Genomic DNA, 16,948 nt, shown 5'->3' with positions numbered 1-16,948 from the left:
GCTGGAGGAATGGGCGTGAGCAGCTACCAAAAACGCAGCAAAGATGAAGTCGCCCAGCGCGTGGCGCAAGACATCCCGGACGGGGCCTATGTCAACCTGGGCATCGGCCAGCCCACGCTGGTGGCCAACCATGTGCCCGCCGGGCGCGAGGTGATCCTGCAAAGCGAAAACGGCATCCTGGGCATGGGCCCGGCGCCGGCCGAGGGCGCCGAAGATTTTGATTTGATCAACGCGGGCAAGCAACCCGTCACCCTGCTGCCGGGCGGCGCCTTCTTTCACCACGCCGACAGCTTCGGCATGATGCGCGGCGGCCATCTGGACGTGTGCGTCCTGGGCGCCTTCCAGGTGTCGGCCACGGGCGATCTGGCCAACTGGAGCACGGGCGAGCCCGGCGCCATCCCCGCCGTGGGCGGCGCGATGGATCTGGCCGTGGGGGCCAAGCAGACCTGGGTGATGATGGATTTGCTCACCCGCCAGGGCCAAAGCAAGCTGGTCGCCCAGTGCACCTACCCGCTCACGGGCATTGGCTGCGTGCGCCGCGTGTACACCGACCTGGCCACGCTGGCCTGCACGCCCGAAGGCCTGCAGCTGATCGACGAGGTGGACGGGCTGACCCTGGCCGAGCTGCAGCAGCTGGTCGGCCTGCCGATTCGCCCCCCGCCCGCGCCCGCGCAGCTGACCGGCAGCGCATGAGCGGCTGGCCGCGCCGGTTGGCGCAAGCGCCGCAGTGCCGCGCGGCAAGCCACCCGAATCACGCCATTTTTCCAATACCCAACCATCCCTATTGAGGAGACAGCATGAACCAGGCCTTTATCGTTGACGCCATCCGCACGCCCTTTGGCCGCTACGGCGGCGCCTTGTCCAGCGTGCGCACGGACGACCTGGGCGCCATCCCGATCAAGGCGCTGATGGCGCGCAACCCCGGCGTGGACTGGAGCGCCGTGGACGACGTTATCTACGGCTGCGCCAACCAGGCTGGCGAAGACAACCGCAACGTGGCGCACATGGCCAGCCTGCTGGCCGGCCTGCCGGTGGACGTGGCGGGCGCCACGCTGAACCGCCTGTGCGGCTCGGGCCTGGACGCGGTGGGCACCGCCGCGCGCGCCATCAAGACAGGCGAAACGCGCTTGATGATCGCTGGCGGGGTGGAAAGCATGAGCCGCGCGCCCTTCGTCATGCCCAAGGCGGATGCCGCCTTCAGCCGCGCCAACGCGGTGTACGACACCACCATCGGCTGGCGCTTCGTCAACCGGCTGATGAAGGCGCAGTACGGCGTCGATTCCATGCCCGAAACCGCCGAAAACGTGGCCACCGACTACAAGATCGAGCGCGAAGCGCAAGACCGCATGGCCCTGGCCAGCCAGCTGCGGGCCGTGGCCGCGCAGAAAGACGGCCACCTGGCGCGCGAGATCACGCCCGTCAGCATCGTGCAGAAAAAGGGCGACGCGCTGGTGGTCGATAAGGACGAGCACCCGCGTGAAACCAGCCTGGAAAAGCTCGCCTCGCTCAAGGGCGTGGTGCGGCCGGACGGCACCGTCACTGCGGGCAACGCCAGTGGCGTGAACGACGGCGCTTGCGCGCTGCTGCTGGCCGATGAGCAAACCGCGGGCCTGTACGGCCTGACGCCCAAGGCGCGCGTCGTCGGCATGGCCGTGGCTGGCGTGCCCCCGCGCGTGATGGGCATCGGCCCCGCGCCTGCCACCGAAAAAGTGCTGCAGCGCACCGGCCTGCGTCTGGACCAGATGAACGTGATCGAGCTGAACGAAGCCTTCGCCGCGCAGGGCCTGGCCGTGCTGCGCCTGCTGGGCCTGCCCGACGACGACCCGCGCGTCAACGCCTGGGGCGGCGCCATCGCCCTGGGCCACCCGCTGGGCGCCAGCGGCGCGCGCCTGGCCACCACCGCCGTCAACCGCCTGCACGCCACCGGCGGGCGCTACGCGCTGTGCACGATGTGCATCGGCGTGGGGCAGGGCATTGCGCTGATCCTGGAGCGTGTCTGACCGCGCTGCGCCCGCTACCAATTGCTATATTTAGGATAGCTGCTGGCGCAGGTGCAGAGGGCGCCAGGGCTTGATTTAATGGTCTGATTCGACGGCCTGATTCGTCTGGCTGAATGCGTCAGGCTGAGGCCGGCCTGCGCCGGCTGAACACGTCTGGCCTGCGCCGCTCAGCCTGGGCGCCAGCCGGGCAGGCGCCAGTCCAGCTTCAGCGCCAGCAGGCGCAGCCCGGTGGTGACCAGCGTGGCGCCGATCAGCGCGGCCCAGGCGGGCCCGCCCAGCCACTGCACCGCCAGGTACACCCAGCCGCCCAGAAAAGCCAGCACCGCGTACGGCCGGTGGTCGGCAAAGGCGGTGGGCATTTCGTTGCAGGCGATGTCGCGCATCACCCCGCCGAACACGCCGGTGACCACGCCCATCAGCACCGCCACCAGCGGCGACATCTGCGCCACCAGCGCGTACTGCACGCCGGACGCGGCAAACAGGCCCAGGCCCAGCGCGTCGGCCACCTGGATGGCCTTGGCGCTGACGGCCGCGCGCCGTCCGCGGCGCCACAGCATCAGCGACAAGGCGCACATGGCCAGCACCAGCCACAGCATTTCTTCTTCGGCCACCCAGAAGAACGGGCGCCGGTCCAGCAGGATGTCGCGCAGCGTGCCGCCGCCAAACGCGGCCAGGAAACCCAGCACCGAGATGCCGAACACGTCCATGCGCCGGCGCATGCCCGCCAGAATGCCCGACGCCGCAAACGCCACCGTGCCCACGGTTTCAACGGCGTAGCGCAGCGGCATGCCCCAGCGGGTCAGGTCGTAATCCAGCATGGCGGCGATTATGGGCGGCGCCTTGGGCGCAAGCTGTTCAAGCGGGTGCGGGGCGGCGGCCCGCGCTGGGCTACAGTGCGGCGCTGGCGTCGCCAAGCTCCATCCCGTGCAACTTCTGACTGCCCCCACCGTGCGCCCTGGCTGCCGCCGCTGCCGCCTGGGGCCGTGCGGTGTGCGTGGGTGGGGCGCACATGCAGGCATCGTCGGTACGCTGCGCCGTTCAGGGGTAAAAAGTGCCTCTGGCGCCCGCTGCAGCAGCGCTGGCAGCTATCACTGTCATAGCGAACCGGCGCTGCGGTGGCCTGGCCGGGCGGCCGCATGACGTTGATCACCGACTGGGGCTTTTACGCCGTGGCCGTGCCCGCGGTGCTCCTGCTGGGCATCAGCAAAAGCGGCTTTGGGGCGGGCTTTGGCTCGCTGGCGGTGCCGCTGATGGCGCTGTCCGTCAGCGTGCCGCAGGCGGCAGCCATCCTGATGCCGGTGCTGCTGGTGATGGACTTGCTGGGCATTGCCGCCTTCCGCAAGGATTTCGACCGCCGCCTGCTGCGGTTTTTGCTGCCCTGGGGGCTGGTGGGCATCGTCGTCGGCACGCTGTCTTTCCGGCTGCTGCGCGCCGAATGGGTGGCGGGCATCGTGGGCGCGTTCACGCTGGCGTTTCTGGCGCAGCGCCTGCTGTTTCCGCCCCGTGCGGACAGCGCCGCGCCGCCGCGCTGGGCGGGCGCGCTGCTGTCGGCCACCTCGGGCTTTACCAGCTTCGTGGCGCACGCGGGCGGCCCGCCCATCAACGCCTACGCCATCCCGCTGAAGCTGTCGCCGGTGGTGTTCACCGGCACCATGGCGTACTACTTCTTCGTCATCAACCTGGCCAAATGGGTGCCCTACGCGTGGCTGGGCCTGCTGGACGCGCGCAACCTGGGCACTTCGCTGGTGCTGCTGCCGCTGGCGCCCGTGGGCGTGTGGCTGGGCGTGCGCATCGCCCGGCGCATACAGCCCGCGCTGTTCTACCGCTTCATCTACGCGGGCATGCTGCTCACGGGGCTGAAGCTGGTGTGGGATGCGCTGGCGCCCACCTTGCTGCATCTTTGATAGCTGCTGGCGCTGGAGCAGCGGGCGCTGGCGCCGGTTTTGGCTCATAAGATCTGCAACAACCCTGACGGCGGTCAAGCCGCTGGCTACAACCGCTAACATAGCCCCATGGTTTGCCGCAGGAGGGAGTTGCCATGCCGATTGTCGTGATCGCCAATCCCAAAGGGGGGGTGGGCAAGTCCACGCTGGCCACCAACGTGGCTGGCTACTACGCCAGCCAGGGCCACGCCGTCATGCTGGGCGATGTGGACCGCCAGCAATCGTCGCGCCTGTGGCTCAGCCTGCGGCCCGAAGGCGCGCGCCCCATCGCCGCGTGGGACGTGCAGCGCGACTTCATCGTGCGCCCGCCCAAGGGCACCACCCACGTGGTGCTGGACACCTCCGCCGGCCTGCACGGCACGCGCCTGCGCGAGGTGATGCGCCTGGCCGACAAGGTGCTCGTGCCGGTGCAGCCCAGCATTTTTGACATTTACGCCACGCGAGAGTTTTTGGACAAGGTGGCCGATCTGCGCAGCAGCCAGCCACGCGAGGTGGGCATCGTCGGCATGCGCGTGGACGAGCGCACCATCGCCGCCGACCAGCTGCGCCAGTTCGTCGACGGCTTGCACCTGCCGGTGCTGGGCATGCTGCGGCCCACGCAGAACTACGTGTATTTGGCCGCGCGCGGGCTGACGCTGTTCGACGTCGGCCCCGGCCGCGTGGCGCGCGATCTGGAGCAGTGGCAGGGCATTTGCGACTGGCTGGATAAGTAAGGCCGCCCCGCGCACCGAAGCCCTGCGCCGCGCAAGCCGATCAGCGTGCCTGCGCCAGGTGGCGGCGCAGAAAGCCGGCGATGGCCTCGTCCACGGCGTCAGGCTGGTCTTTGAAAGGCGAATGCCCGCAATCGGGCAATTCCAGCAGCTCGGCGCGGGGCACGGCCGCTTGAATGTCGCGAATCTGCGCCAGCGTGGCGTATTCGTCGCCCACCCCTTGAATGGCCAGCAGCGGCGCGCGGATGCGGCGGATTTCATCGCGGATGTCAAAGCCGCGGATCGACTCGCCCAGCCACGCATCGCACCATTGCCAGAAGGCGCAATCCACGTCGGCGTGGTAGCGCGACAGGCGCTGGCGCAGGCCGCCCGTGGTGAAGGCGTCGCGCGTGCGGGCGATGCCTTGCAGCGCCACCGGCTCCACCATGACGTGCGGGGCCATCACCACGCAGGCGGCCACCGGGTGGTGCGCGGCGTGGATGAGGGCGATGGTGCCGCCGTCGGAATGGCCGACCAGCACCGGCTGCGCCACGCCCAGGCGCTGCAGCAGCGCGGGCAGCACCACCAGCGCCTCGTGGTGCAGGTAGTCGGGCAGCAGCCGGCCGATGCGGCGGCCCTGGGCGTCCTGGCGCGGCGTGCCGCGCACATCCGGCACGGGGCTGGACTGGCCGTAGCCCCGGCGCGAATACACCCACCCGGCGCGCCCGGTGGCTGCGCACAGGCGGGCAGGCCAGTCGCGCCACATCGCCACCGAACCCAGCCCTTCGTGCAGGAAGACCAGCGGGGGCAGGGCCGCTTCGGCGGCCGATGCGTCTGGGGCGGGGATGGCGTGCACTTCCAAAAAAGTGCCGTCGATGTCCACCGTTTGCATGCGGCAGATGTTAAGTCAAGGGCTTGTGGCTCTCTCAGGGCTACACTTTCTGATTGCATTTTTTGGCGGTGCTTTTGTGACCCCTCGTATTCCCCTGGCGCGCCCCGACGGCGCGCCCGTGTCGCGCCGCGACGTGCTGGGCCTGGCCGGCCTGGCTGGCGTGGGCGCGGCCCTGGCCACGCCCGCGCAGGCGCAGACCGCCGCCCCCACGGTAGCCGGCCACGGCGCCGTGCAGCCGCCGCCCCCGCGCAGCGGCGCGCCGGTGTTCGTGCTCAACTCGCTGGACGGCGACGTCAGCGTGATCGATTCGCGCCGCTGGGTGGAAACCCAGCGCATTCCCACCGGCAAAGAGCCGCACCACCTGTACCTGACGCCGGACGAGCATTCCGTGATCGTGGCCAATGCGGGCAGCGATTCGCTGACCTTCATCGACCCGCGCACGGCCGAGGTGCAGCGCACGCTGCGCGGCATCCTGGACCCGTACCACCTGCGTTTTTCGCCCGACATGAAGTGGTTCGTGACCGCTGCCAACCGGCTGAACCACGTCGACATCTACCGCTGGGACGGCCACAACCCCACGCTGGTCAAGCGCATTGCCACCGGCCGCACGCCCAGCCACTTGTGGATTGACGCGAACAGCACCACTGTCTGGTCCAGCATGCAAGACAGCGACGAGCTGGTCACCATCGACCTGGCCAGCCAGACGCTGACGCACCGCACCCCCACCGGCAAGCTGCCGGCCGACATCTTTGGCACGCCCGACGGCCGCCACCTGCTGCTGGGCCTGACCGGCGGCACCGGCGTAGAGATTTACGACGTGGCCGGCGGCAAGGCGCCGGAGCTGGTGGGCAAGATCGCCACGGGCAAGGGCTCGCACGCTTTCCGCGCCGCAGGCGACCAGCGGCACGTGTACGTCAGCAACCGCGTGGCCAACACCATCAGCAGCATCGACTACCACGAGATGAAGGCGGTAGAGACGCTGCCCGGCCCATCCGGCCCCGACTGCATGGACGTGTCCGCCGACGGCACGCTGATCATGGTCGGCTCGCGCTGGGCGGGCAAGCTCAGCCTGATCGACGTGCGCCAGCGCAAGGTGGTGCACCAGGTGAAGGTGGGCAAGTCGCCGCACGGCGTGTGGACGCTGGACCACGCTGCCAGAACATGAGCACCCCCCTGAGTCGCCTGGCGGCGCCATCCTCCCTCTCGCTGCGCGCTGCGCGCTTCGGGAGGGGAGACAACGCCAGTTCCCGGCGCAGGTCCGGGAACGGCGTTCGCTGGCCTGGCCTGCTGCGCGGTCTTTCGATTGGCCTCAAAACTACGCTTTTGATAGCTGCCTGCGCAGTCTGGACGGGCGCCAGCGCACAGAAACCCTTAGAAAACTGCGACAAGCCGGTCTACCTCACGTTCGACACTGGTCACATGGGCATCGCCCCGCTGGTGGCCGACGTGCTGGCGCGCCAGCACGTGCGCGTGACCTTCTTTGCCGCCAACGAACGCACGCAGCAAGGCGACGGCAGTCTGGGCAACACCTGGGCGCCGTGGTGGAAGGCGCGCGCGGCCGAGGGGCATGAATTCGCATCGCACACCTGGCAGCACGCCTACTGGCGCGGCGACGTGCGTTCCGATGGCAAGAGCGGCGAAAAAAATAGCGGCAGTGGTGCAGAGCCGCGCTTTCGTATCGAGCCCTCTGCCGGCCCGCAGGCGGGCAAGCGCATGATCTGGTCGGCGCGGCAGTACTGCGAAGACATTGCGTTGGCCGCTGACCGGCTGGCCAGCGTTACCGGCAAGAAGCCGCTGCCGCTGTTTCGCGCGCCGGGCGGCAAGACCTCGCCCAAGCTGCTGGCGGCCGCCGAAAGCTGCGGCTACAAATACGTGGGCTGGTCGCCCGCCGGTTTTCTGGGCGATGAGCTGCCCAGCGGCCCCTATCCCAACGACGCGCTGCTGAAAAAAGCCCTGGCCGACATCCGCCCTGGCGACATCCTGCTGGCGCACCTGGGCATCTGGTCGCGCCAAGACCCTTGGGCGCCGGCCGTGCTGGAGCCGCTGATCACCGGCCTGAAAGCGCGCGGCTTTTGCTTTCGCACACTGCGCGAGCACCCGCAATACCAGGGCTGGATTGCCCAGCACGGGGGCTGACGCCGCGCGCCGCTTCGCATCGCTGCGGCGGCCGCAGCGCCCCGGACAGATGGATTTGTTAACCCCATGTTGAACCAACTCACCGACGCCTTTGCCAGCGCCCAGCAATGGGTGTTTGAAACGCTGGTGGTGCCTTTTGCCTTCTGGGCAGGCTCGGGCAACCTGCTGGAAGACGGCTTTGACGCCACCGGCTGGATGCTGGTGGGCGTCGTGCAGATCGCGCTGATCGTGTGCGTCATCGGCCCCCTGCAGCGCCTGTGGCCCGTTGAGCCCGTGCGCGACCGCCGCGCCATCTGGGTGGACGTGCTCTACACCCTGATCCACCGCCTGGGCCTGTTCAAGCTGGTGATGTTCTTCACCGTCGAGGTGTGGCTGACCGATGCCATCGGCTGGCTGCGCGCGCACGGCATGCGCACCCTGCAGATCGACCAGCTGTGGCCCGGCGTGACCGACAAGGCCTGGGTCAGCTTTGCCATCTACCTGGTGGTGTTCGACCTGATCGGCTACCTGGTGCACCGCGCGCAGCACCGCTGGCACTGGTGGTGGCAGCTGCACGCCGTGCACCACAGCCAGCGGCAGATGACGATGTGGAGCGACAACCGCAACCACCTGCTGGATTCGGTCTTCACCGACAGCCTGTTCGTCGTCGTGGCCATCCTGATCGGCGTGGCGCCCGCGCAGTTCGTGGCGCTGGTGGCCGTATCGCAGCTGCTGGAAAGCCTGCAGCATGCCAACCTGCGCTGGCACTGGGGCCGGGTGGGCGAGCGGCTGCTGATCAGCCCCAGCTTCCACCGCCGCCACCACGCTATCACGCTGGGGCACGAGCCCGGCACCACCGCGCGCATGCCGTATGGCGGCAACTACGGCGTGCTGTTCCCTTGGTGGGACATGCTGTTTCGCAGCGTCGACTGGCGCCGTGGCACCGAGCCCACCGGCATCGAAGACCAGGTGTTGGCCGGGCGCGACTACGGGCGGGGGTTCTGGGCGCAGCAGTGGCTGGGGCTGAAGCGGTTGTTGGGTGCCGACCAAGCGCAGGGCGAGCACGCCACCCACCCGACTGGCGATACCAAGGCGGTTTGAGCCCCGGCGCGAGGCGGGGCGCGGTGGCAGCTCGTCAATCTGGTGCGCATTGAACTGCAAGGGGGCACCCGTGCGCGCCGCCCATGGTCACGCCGTCACCTTCAGCGCCAACGAATGGCGCGGCGGTGCCCCGCGCTCAGGCCGTCGGCGCAATCACCCCTGACCAGCCCGGCAGAAACTGCGCCTGGCTGCTGCGCGCCAGCGCCACGGCTTCGGTGACGATGGCGGGCGACAGGCCCTGGTCGCCCTCCACGTGCAGGTCGGTCTTGCGAAAGCGCGGGCGAAAGAAGGCGGCCCACAGGAATTCGGTGTACGGCGCCGCGTCCTTGGCGTAGCCGCCGGCGCGGCGCACGGCACCCGCCAGGCTGCGGTACGGGTCGTCCGCCAAGCCGGTCAGGCGCTGCGGGATCTTGTTGAAGTCGCGGCGCTCGCCCTTTTCGTTGTACGGGTGCGCCCACTGGTGAAATTCCATTACGCGCCAGAACATGTCGTGCTCCAGCGTGCTGAAGTCGGCCAGCGGCATCACCCACACGGTATCCACCTTCTCGGCCAGCAGGGCCACGCCCAGGTGGTGGTGATCGACGATGTAGAAGTGCCCGTCGGCGCCCTTCACGGCCGGAAACCAGTGCTCAGCCAGCAGCTTGCTGCGTGCCTTGCGCTTCAGCGCGGCCCACTGCGCGCGTTTGACCACCACTTCGGCGGTCCCGACGGTCATCTGCGTGGGTCGAAGATCGGCCAACGTGGCCCTTTCAAGATGCGACTGTGCGCGCATAGCCAACTCCAGCGACTGAAAACGCCTGCAATGTAGCGCGTGGCGACGTTGCGGGCTGGCCGGGCTGCGTGAGCGGGCACGCGCTTGACTGCCGTGCGGGCGTTGTTGCGCTGGCGTGGCTTCACAACTCGCGCCAGCCGCCCATCGGCGTGCCCGCCAGCGCGCCTATCATCGCCGCTGCTCCGCTGGCCGTCGCCCTTGCCCAGGGCGGCGCTAGCGGCCCAGGTTCCGCACTGCCCAACTCTCATGATCGTTCGCCCCAAGCTCAACTGGTTTGCCCTGCTGCTCGTCGTGCGCGGCTCGGTGTTGCCGCGCATTGCGCTGCGGCTGCTGGGCGTGACGCTGCTGGCGGTGGTGGCCACGCTGATCCACGGGCGCGTGCTGGACTGGAAGGTGTCGCTCAACTTCGTGCCGTTTTCCCTGATCGGCCTCACGCTAGCGATCTTCCTGAGCTTTCGCAACAGCACCGCCTACGCCCGCTACTGGGAGGCGCGCACGCTGTGGGGCAGCCTGCTGAACGCCTCGCGCAGCCTGGCGGCCCAGGCGTTGACGCTGCCCCAGCACCCGGCCCAACCGGCCGACGGCACCAGCGCGCACGACTTCATCCTGCGCCTGTGCGCGTTTGCCCAGGCGCTGCGCCACCAGCTGCGCGGCACCGACCCGGCGGCCGATCTGGCGCGTTTTCTGCCCGCAGATGAGGTGGCGGCGCTGCTGGCCAAGACGCCTGTCACCGCGTCGGCCACCACGCGGCTGCTGCTGGCGCTGCACCAGTGGGTGGCGGGCCACACGCACGCGGGGCGGCTGCCGCCCGCCGTGGTGCCGGCCATGCTGCGCCGGCTGGACCACCTGTGCGACGCGCTGGGCGGCTGCCAGCGCATCGGCAACACGCCCATCCCGTTCACCTACACGGTGATCATCCACCGCTGCGTGTACCTGTACTGCGTGCTGCTGCCGTTCGGCCTGGTCGATTCGCTGGGCTGGATGACGCCGGTGATCGTCTGCTTCATCGCCTACACCTTCCTCGCGCTGGAGGCGCTGGGGGCCGAGCTGGAAGACCCGTTTGGCATCGAGCCGAACGACCTGGCGCTGGAAGCGCTGGCGCACGGCATCGAGGCCAGCGTGCTGTCGATGGCTGGCGAGCTGCCGCGCACGCCCGAGCCTCACCCGGTGGATTTTGTGCTGCGTTGAGGCGCGCGGGTGCGTGATGGCCTGCGGGCGGCAGCGCCAGCCGGTGCCCAAGGCCCGCCGTGGGGTTGCAATCCTTTTGCTATGGATTGAGTAGCTGCCATCGCTGGTGGGGCGGGCGCCAGAGGCTTATTTCTTCAGAAGTGAAAGCAGCGGCCGCAAGCGCAGCAAGGCGTGCGGCCAGACGGTGGCGTGCGCTGCTTGCAAGCCGCAAAGGCGAGGTGGGTGCGTCGCCCGGCCGCTCGCCAACTTGCCAACTTGCCAACCGACCGTCCCGCTGCCTACGCCGCCGCAGGGCGCGCCCCGGCGTCCGCCACGGGCGCTCCCCCGGCGGCGGGCGTGATGGCCGCTGCCACGGGCGCGGGCGGCTGGCCGCCCACTTCGGCCGGGCAGCCCATGCACGATTCGGGCAGCATGCGGGCGCTGCGCCAGCCGCCCCAGCGGTAGTAGGCCAGCGCCATCAGCGCGGCGCACACGGCGCTGATCGGAAAGCTCCACCAGATCGCGTCCGACCCCCACAGCGGCTGCAGCCAACGCGCCGCCGGCACGCGAATGCCCCACATCGCCACGGCCAGGATGATCAGCGGCGGCACCACCGCGCCGGTGGACCGCACCACGCCCGACAGCACGAAGGTGATGCCGAAGAAGACGAACGAGCCGATGGCGATGCGGTTCAGGTGGCGGGCGGCCTCCAGCGCGGCGCTGCCGTCGGGCAGGAACCAGCCCAGCGTGTGCCGGTCGGTCAGCAGCACCAGGGCGACCAGCACCCCGGTCATGGCCAGGTTGCACAACACGCCCGCGCGCGCCGTGCCGCCCACGCGGTCCCACCGGCCGGCGCCCACGTTCTGCGCGGCCATGGTGGAGCAGGCCGCGCCAATCGCCATGGCGGGCATTTGCACGTAGGTCCACAGCTGCAGCGCCGCGCCGTAGGCCGACGCCATGGTCACGCCGTAGGAATTGACCATCGAGATCATGGTGATCATCGCCAGCGAAATCATCACCATCTGCACGCCCATGGGCAGGCCCTTGCCGATCAGCGTGCGCACCAGCGCCACGTCTGGCCGAAACAGCTCGCGCTCGCTGCGGCCGATCCACAGCGGGTGGCGGCGGCTGCGCAGCCACAGCAGCAGGGCCGTCAGGCTGATGGCGTTGGCCACCAGCGTGGCCAGGGCCGAGCCGCTGATGCCCAGCGCCGGCACCGGCCCCCAGCCGAAGATGAACAACGGGTTCAGCGCCGTGTCCAGCACCACCACCAGCACCAGAAACATGAACGGCGTGCGCGAATCGCCCGCGCCGCGCAGCACCGCCTGCACGAAGGCAAACAGGTACAGCAGCGGGATGGCCAGAAAAATCAGCTGCAGGTAGGACTGGGCCAAATCCAGCGCCGCGGCGGGCGTGCCCATCCAGCGCAGGATGTGGCGCGACAGCAGCCAGCCCAGCGCCGCGATGGCAACCGACGCCAGGCCGAACACGGTGGCGCTGGTGCCCATCACGCGCTTGGCCTGGGGCAGGTTGTGCGCGCCCATCGCCTGCGCCACCAGGATGGTCGCCGCCATGCCAATGCCGAAGATCAGCCCGATCAGCGCGAACAGCACGTTGTTGGCGTTGGCCGTCGCCGTCAGCGCCGCCTCGCCCAGGTGGCGGCCCACCCAGATCGCGTTGATTGAGCCGTTGAGCGACTGCAGCACGTTGCCGCCCAGAATGGGCAGCGAAAAGACCAGCAGCGTGCGGGCGATGGGCCCTTGCGTCAGGTCGCGCACGCCCGCGCCGCGCGTGGGGGCGGCCGGGCGCGTGCTGCGGGCAGGGCTGGCCTCGGCGCCGGGGTGGCTGGCGCCGTGCGGCGTTTGCGCGCCGGGCGCGGGGGTGGGAGATGGGGCGTGGGCTGCGGCGTCGGGCATCCGCGCCATTGTGCGCAGGGCGGCGTGGCTGGCTGCCAGCGCAGTCCGACAGCCTGCGTCGGTACACAGGCGCAGCGGTGACGACGGGCAGGGCGCATAGAGCCGGGCGAGGAGGGCCGGGGCGGCTCGCCCGTCGCGCCGGCCGGTTGGCCGATCCGCGCCGCCAGGCGGCCAGCCCGGCGCGTATGCTTGCGCCCCATGAGATTGGTGCTGGACTCATTCTGGCGCGCCGCCGCCTACTGCCTGAACCCGCGGGTCATCGTGCTGTCGCTGCTGCCCCTGGTGGTGATGCTGGTGCTGATCGGCGGGCTGACGTACTTCTTCTGGACGCCCGCGTTGGCGGCCGTCGCGCAGTGGCTGGACGGCTCGGCCGTCATCGGCACGCTGAGCGGCTGGCTGGACAAGCTGGGCGCCACCGCCCTGCGCGAAGCGCTGGCGCCGCTGCTGCTGGTGGTGCTGGCCACGCCGCTGATCGTCATCGGTGCGCTGCTGCTGGTGGCGCTGCTGCTGACACCCGCCATGCTCAAGCTGGTCACCGCGCGGCGCTTTCCGGCGCTGGAGCGGCGCGGCGGGGCGTCGTTCGTCGGTTCGGTGGCCTGGTCGCTGGGCAACACGCTGGTGGCCATGCTGGCGCTGGGGGTGTCGCTGCCGCTGTGGCTGGTGCCGCCGCTCATCCTGCTGCTGCCGCCCTTGATCTGGGGCTGGCTGACCTACCGGGTGATGAGCTACGACGCCCTCAGCGAACACGCCAGCCCCGCCGAGCGCCGCGCGCTGATGAAGGCGCACCGCACGCCGCTGCTGATGATCGGCATCGTCTGCGGGTACCTGGGCGCCGCGCCCGGCGTGGTGTGGGCGTCCTTCGCGCTGTTTGCCGTGGCCTTTGCGCTGCTGATTCCAATAGCCATCTGGATCTACACCCTCGTCTTCGCCTTCTCGTCGCTGTGGTTCACCCACTACTGCCTGGCCGCGCTGCAGGCCCAGCGTGAAAATGAAGGTAAAAAACCGCCTCTGGCGCCCGCCCCAACTGCGCCATCAGCTATTGAATTAGAAGCACAAGCCCCGCCCGCCTTGCCCCACCATGAGCGTTGAAACCCCCCAACCCGCCCCAGTTGACCGGCCTTTGGATAGCCACCCGCCCACCTTCGGGCTGATCGTCATCGGCGACGAAATCCTCTCCGGCAAGCGCCAGGACAAGCACCTGCCGCACTTTGTCGAACTGCTGGCCGAACGCGGGCTGCACCTGTCTTGGGCAGAGTACGTGGGCGACGAGCCGCCCCGCATCACCGCCACGCTGCGGCGCGCCCGCGAATCGGGCGACGTCGTCTTCTGCACCGGCGGCATCGGCGCCACGCCCGATGACCACACCCGCCAGTGCGCCGCCGCCGCCTTTGGCCTGCCGCTGGTGCTGCACCCCGAAGCCAAGCGCCTCATCCAGGAACGCATGGCCGACACCGCGCGCGAGCAGGGCCTGCCGTATGAGCCCGACCGCCCGGACAACCTGCACCGCCTGAACATGGGCATGTTCCCCGAGGGCGCGCGCATCATGCCCAACCCTTACAACAAGATTCCGGGGTTTGCGCTGGCCACGCCTGCGGGAGGTGCTATGTATTTTGCACCGGGCTTTCCCGTCATGGCCTGGCCGATGATGGCCTGGGCGCTGGATACCGACTGGGCCGCGCACTTTCGGCGCGGCGCCTGGCTGGAAAAATCCGTCATCGTCTTTGGCGGCATGGAAGCCACGCTCACCCCCGTCATGGAACGGGTCGAGGCCGCGCACCCTGGCGTGAAAGTCTTCAGCCTGCCCAGCGTCGACCACCCCACCTACGGCATGCACATCGACCTGGGCGTCAAGGGCGAACCTGCCGCCGCCGAAGCCGCCTACGCTGACCTGCGCGCCTGGCTGGCGCCGCTGGATCTGCGCTACGGCCCCGAAATAGTGCGCACCACGTAGCACAACATTGGTGCAATTTCCGTGCGTGCACAACATTGGTGCCATCGACTTGAGCGACTGCCCGAACGGCGTTCCGAAAGGCCGCAGGCGCGCCCCAAGTGAAGGCACAATCGCTACCGATGCGCAAGCCGCTTGGGCGGCTGCTGCACCCGCCCTTCGCAGGCTGGCACGGAAGCTGCTGCACAGAGCGTGAGCTTTTTTGTTTGAACCACCAATCCGATCAGGAGATTTCAGATGGCCAAGTCGGTCGCAGACGTGATGAAAATGGTGAAGGAAGACGAGTGCAAGTTCGTCGACTTCCGCTTCACCGATACCCGTGGCAAAGAACAGCACGTCACTGTGCCGGTCTCCGCGTTTGACGAAGACAAGTTCAGCGAAGGCCACGCCTTCGACGGCTCGTCCATCGCCGGCTGGAAAGGCATCGAAGCCTCCGACATGCTGCTGATGCCCGACGCATCCACGGCACACATCGACCCCTTCTACGAAGAATCCACCCTGGTGCTGACCTGCGACGTGCTGGAGCCGGGCGACGGCAAGGCCTATGAGCGCGACCCGCGCTCGCTGGCCCGCCGCGCCGAGGCCTACCTGAAGGCGTCCGGCATTGGCGACACCGCCTACTTCGGCCCCGAGCCTGAATTCTTCGTCTTCGACGGCGTGCGCTGGAGCACCGAGCCCGGCCACAGCTTCTACAAGATCGACGAGTACGAAGCCCCCTGGAACAGCGGCGAGAAGCTTGAAGGCGGCAACCGCGGCCACCGTCCCACCGTCAAGGGCGGCTACTTCCCCGTGCCGCCGGTGGACAGCACGCACGACATGCGCGCCGAAATGGTGCTGCTGCTCGAAGCCATGGGCATTCCGGTCGAGGTGTTCCACCACGAAGTGGCTGGTGCAGGCCAGATGGAAATCGGCACCAAGTTCAGCACGCTGGTCGAGCGCGCCGACTGGACGCAACGCCTGAAATACGTGGTGTGGAACGTGGCCGATGCCTACGGCAAGACCGCCACCTTCATGCCCAAGCCCTACCACGGCGACAACGGCAGCGGCATGCACGTGCACCAGTCCATCTGGAAGGGCGGCAAGAACCTGTTTGCGGGCAAGGGCTACGCCGGCCTGTCGGACACGGCGCTGCACTACATCGGCGGCATCATCAAGCACGCCCGCGCGCTGAACGCCATCACCAACCCCAGCACCAACAGCTACAAGCGCCTGGTGCCGCACTTTGAAGCACCGGTCAAGCTGGCTTACTCCAGCCGCAACCGCTCGGCCTCGATCCGCATTCCGCACGTCGCCAGCGACAAGGCCCGCCGCATCGAAGCGCGCTTCCCCGATCCGATGGCCAACCCGTACCTGTGCTTCTCGGCCCTGCTGATGGCTGGCCTGGACGGCATCGAGAACAAGATCCACCCGGGCGAAGCCGCCACGAAGGATCTGTACCACCTGCCGCCCGAAGAGGACAAGCTGGTGCCCACCGTCTGCCACAGCCTGGACCAGGCCCTGGAAGAGCTGGACAAGGACCGCGCCTTCCTCACCAAAGGCGGCGTGTTCACCGATTCCATGCTGGATGCGTACATCGATCTCAAGATGAACGAAGTCACCCGCGTGCGCGTGAACGTGAACCCGGTTGAGTACGACATGTACTATTCGCTGTGAAAGCCGTGTGATCTGTTCACAACGGAAGTGAAACAAGGCGGCCTTAGTGCCGCCTTTTTCCATTTGGCGCCGGGAACACTGGGTGACGAACCGGGTCTACATGGCCGATACTTCCACTTTTGATCCCCGGCGCTGGCCGCTGCCCAGCCCTGGAGACCGACGATGACCCAAGCTTCCCTGTTGATTTCCTCCCTGGTGGCCGCCGCCAGCCTGCTGGGCGCGGCGCTGCCCGCCACTGCGCAAGAGCGCGTTTACCGCTGCGGCAACGAATACACCAACCAGATCAAGGGCCGTTCAGGCTGCAAACTGGTGGAAGGCGGCAACGTGACCATCGTGCGCGGCACCACGGCGTCCGTGGGGGCAGCGCCCGCCCCGTATTCCAACCCCAGCCCCAGCCCGGCGCGCGCCAGTGGCGGCGGCGGTGGTGGTGGCTCTTCGTCGCCCTCCACCGCCAGCGCGCCGCCGTCGGCCCCGCGCATCGACACGCCCGACCAGCGCGCGCGCGACTCTGACGCCAAGACCATCCTCGAGCAAGAGCTGCGCCGTGCCGAAACGCGCCAGGCCGAGCTGCGCAAGGAATACAACAACGGCGAGCCCGAGCGCCAGGGCAACGAGCGCAACTACCAGAAGTACCTGGACCGCGTGGCCGAGATGAAGGCCTCCATCGCCCGCAACCAGTCGGACATCGACGGCCTGAAGCGCGAACTGGGCCGCTTCAGCCGCTAATTCCACCGTTTTGCCTTCGCCCGCGG

16 protein-coding genes are annotated in these 16,948 nt (G+C 68.7%); 12 read left to right on the top strand and 4 right to left on the bottom strand.

The genetic code is table 11. The features are described from left to right. The first annotated feature begins 15 nt into the window (after positions 1-15). The gene (locus tag C6570_RS15375; RefSeq protein WP_106704747.1) at positions 16-693 is read left to right on the top strand and encodes a 3-oxoacid CoA-transferase subunit B; all 678 of its coding nucleotides are present in this window, start codon (positions 16-18) and stop codon (positions 691-693) included. Between the two features lie 104 nt (positions 694-797). Then, a complete protein-coding gene (gene pcaF, locus C6570_RS15370) occupies positions 798-2,000 on the top strand; it encodes a 3-oxoadipyl-CoA thiolase (protein WP_106703993.1) in 1,203 nt (400 codons plus the stop codon). A 167-nt stretch (positions 2,001-2,167) separates the two neighbouring features. Here pcaF and C6570_RS15365 read toward each other — a convergent pair whose 3' ends face one another. Continuing rightward, positions 2,168-2,818, bottom strand: a complete 651-nt coding sequence (locus tag C6570_RS15365) for a trimeric intracellular cation channel family protein (protein ID WP_106703992.1) — start codon at positions 2,816-2,818, stop codon at positions 2,168-2,170. Positions 2,819-3,136: 318 nt separating this feature from the next. Between C6570_RS15365 and C6570_RS15360 the strand changes: the two genes are divergently transcribed. Beyond that, positions 3,137-3,904 (top strand): sulfite exporter TauE/SafE family protein, encoded by a 768-nt coding sequence (locus C6570_RS15360; protein ID WP_106704746.1) that lies wholly within the window; start codon positions 3,137-3,139, stop codon positions 3,902-3,904. A 134-nt stretch (positions 3,905-4,038) separates the two neighbouring features. Continuing rightward, complete coding sequence (locus C6570_RS15355) at positions 4,039-4,656, top strand: ParA family protein (RefSeq protein WP_106703991.1); 618 nt, start codon at positions 4,039-4,041, stop codon at positions 4,654-4,656. Between the two features lie 40 nt (positions 4,657-4,696). Here C6570_RS15355 and C6570_RS15350 read toward each other — a convergent pair whose 3' ends face one another. Then, entirely contained in the window at positions 4,697-5,524 is an 828-nt protein-coding gene (locus C6570_RS15350) for an alpha/beta fold hydrolase (RefSeq protein ID WP_106703990.1), read from the bottom strand. Between the two features lie 142 nt (positions 5,525-5,666). Between C6570_RS15350 and C6570_RS15345 the strand changes: the two genes are divergently transcribed. The 3 genes from C6570_RS15345 to C6570_RS15335 all read left to right on the top strand — a co-directional run bounded on the left by C6570_RS15345 (position 5,667) and on the right by C6570_RS15335 (position 8,740). After that, positions 5,667-6,689 carry a YncE family protein gene (locus C6570_RS15345; RefSeq protein ID WP_425437932.1) on the top strand — a complete coding sequence of 341 codons (1,023 nt, stop codon included), beginning with the start codon at positions 5,667-5,669 and terminating at the stop codon, positions 6,687-6,689. Between the two features lie 254 nt (positions 6,690-6,943). Continuing rightward, positions 6,944-7,660: a polysaccharide deacetylase family protein gene (locus C6570_RS15340; protein ID WP_245896219.1), complete on the top strand. Its 717-nt coding sequence runs from the start codon at positions 6,944-6,946 to the stop codon at positions 7,658-7,660. A 66-nt stretch (positions 7,661-7,726) separates the two neighbouring features. Then, positions 7,727-8,740, top strand: a complete 1,014-nt coding sequence (locus C6570_RS15335; protein WP_106703987.1) for a sterol desaturase family protein — start codon at positions 7,727-7,729, stop codon at positions 8,738-8,740. 136 nt (positions 8,741-8,876) lie between these two features. Here the strand turns inward: C6570_RS15335 and C6570_RS15330 are convergent, their stop codons facing one another. Continuing rightward, positions 8,877-9,512: a ParB-like protein gene (locus C6570_RS15330; protein WP_106703986.1), complete on the bottom strand. Its 636-nt coding sequence runs from the start codon at positions 9,510-9,512 to the stop codon at positions 8,877-8,879. Between the two features lie 246 nt (positions 9,513-9,758). Between C6570_RS15330 and C6570_RS15325 the strand changes: the two genes are divergently transcribed. Continuing rightward, positions 9,759-10,700, top strand: coding sequence for a bestrophin family protein (locus C6570_RS15325; protein WP_106703985.1), 942 nt, complete (start codon positions 9,759-9,761; stop codon positions 10,698-10,700). A 278-nt stretch (positions 10,701-10,978) separates the two neighbouring features. On the opposite strand, the gene C6570_RS15320 is transcribed toward C6570_RS15325, so the two are convergent. Continuing rightward, positions 10,979-12,604 (bottom strand): MATE family efflux transporter, encoded by a 1,626-nt coding sequence (locus C6570_RS15320; RefSeq protein ID WP_425437891.1) that lies wholly within the window; start codon positions 12,602-12,604, stop codon positions 10,979-10,981. Positions 12,605-12,793: 189 nt separating this feature from the next. Between C6570_RS15320 and C6570_RS15315 the strand changes: the two genes are divergently transcribed. The 4 genes from C6570_RS15315 to C6570_RS15300 all read left to right on the top strand — a co-directional run bounded on the left by C6570_RS15315 (position 12,794) and on the right by C6570_RS15300 (position 16,922). Next, positions 12,794-13,684, top strand: coding sequence for an EI24 domain-containing protein (locus C6570_RS15315; protein ID WP_106703983.1), 891 nt, complete (start codon positions 12,794-12,796; stop codon positions 13,682-13,684). After that, a complete protein-coding gene (locus tag C6570_RS15310; protein WP_106703982.1) occupies positions 13,674-14,546 on the top strand; it encodes a competence/damage-inducible protein A in 873 nt (290 codons plus the stop codon). Before C6570_RS15315 ends, C6570_RS15310 begins: the two co-directional genes overlap by 11 nt. 234 nt (positions 14,547-14,780) lie before the next feature. Then, on the top strand, positions 14,781-16,196 hold the full coding sequence (glnA, locus tag C6570_RS15305; RefSeq protein ID WP_106703981.1) for a type I glutamate--ammonia ligase: 1,416 nt from the start codon (positions 14,781-14,783) through the stop codon (positions 16,194-16,196). A 162-nt stretch (positions 16,197-16,358) separates the two neighbouring features. Then, entirely contained in the window at positions 16,359-16,922 is a 564-nt protein-coding gene (locus C6570_RS15300) for a hypothetical protein (protein WP_211297611.1), read from the top strand. The last annotated feature ends 26 nt before the right edge of the window (positions 16,923-16,948 follow it).

The sequence above is a fragment of the Ottowia oryzae genome, assembly GCF_003008535.1.
Classification (GTDB): domain Bacteria; phylum Pseudomonadota; class Gammaproteobacteria; order Burkholderiales; family Burkholderiaceae_C; genus Ottowia; species Ottowia oryzae.
Note: the sequence above shows the minus strand (reverse complement) of the source record. Positions and strands in the feature narration are given on the sequence as shown.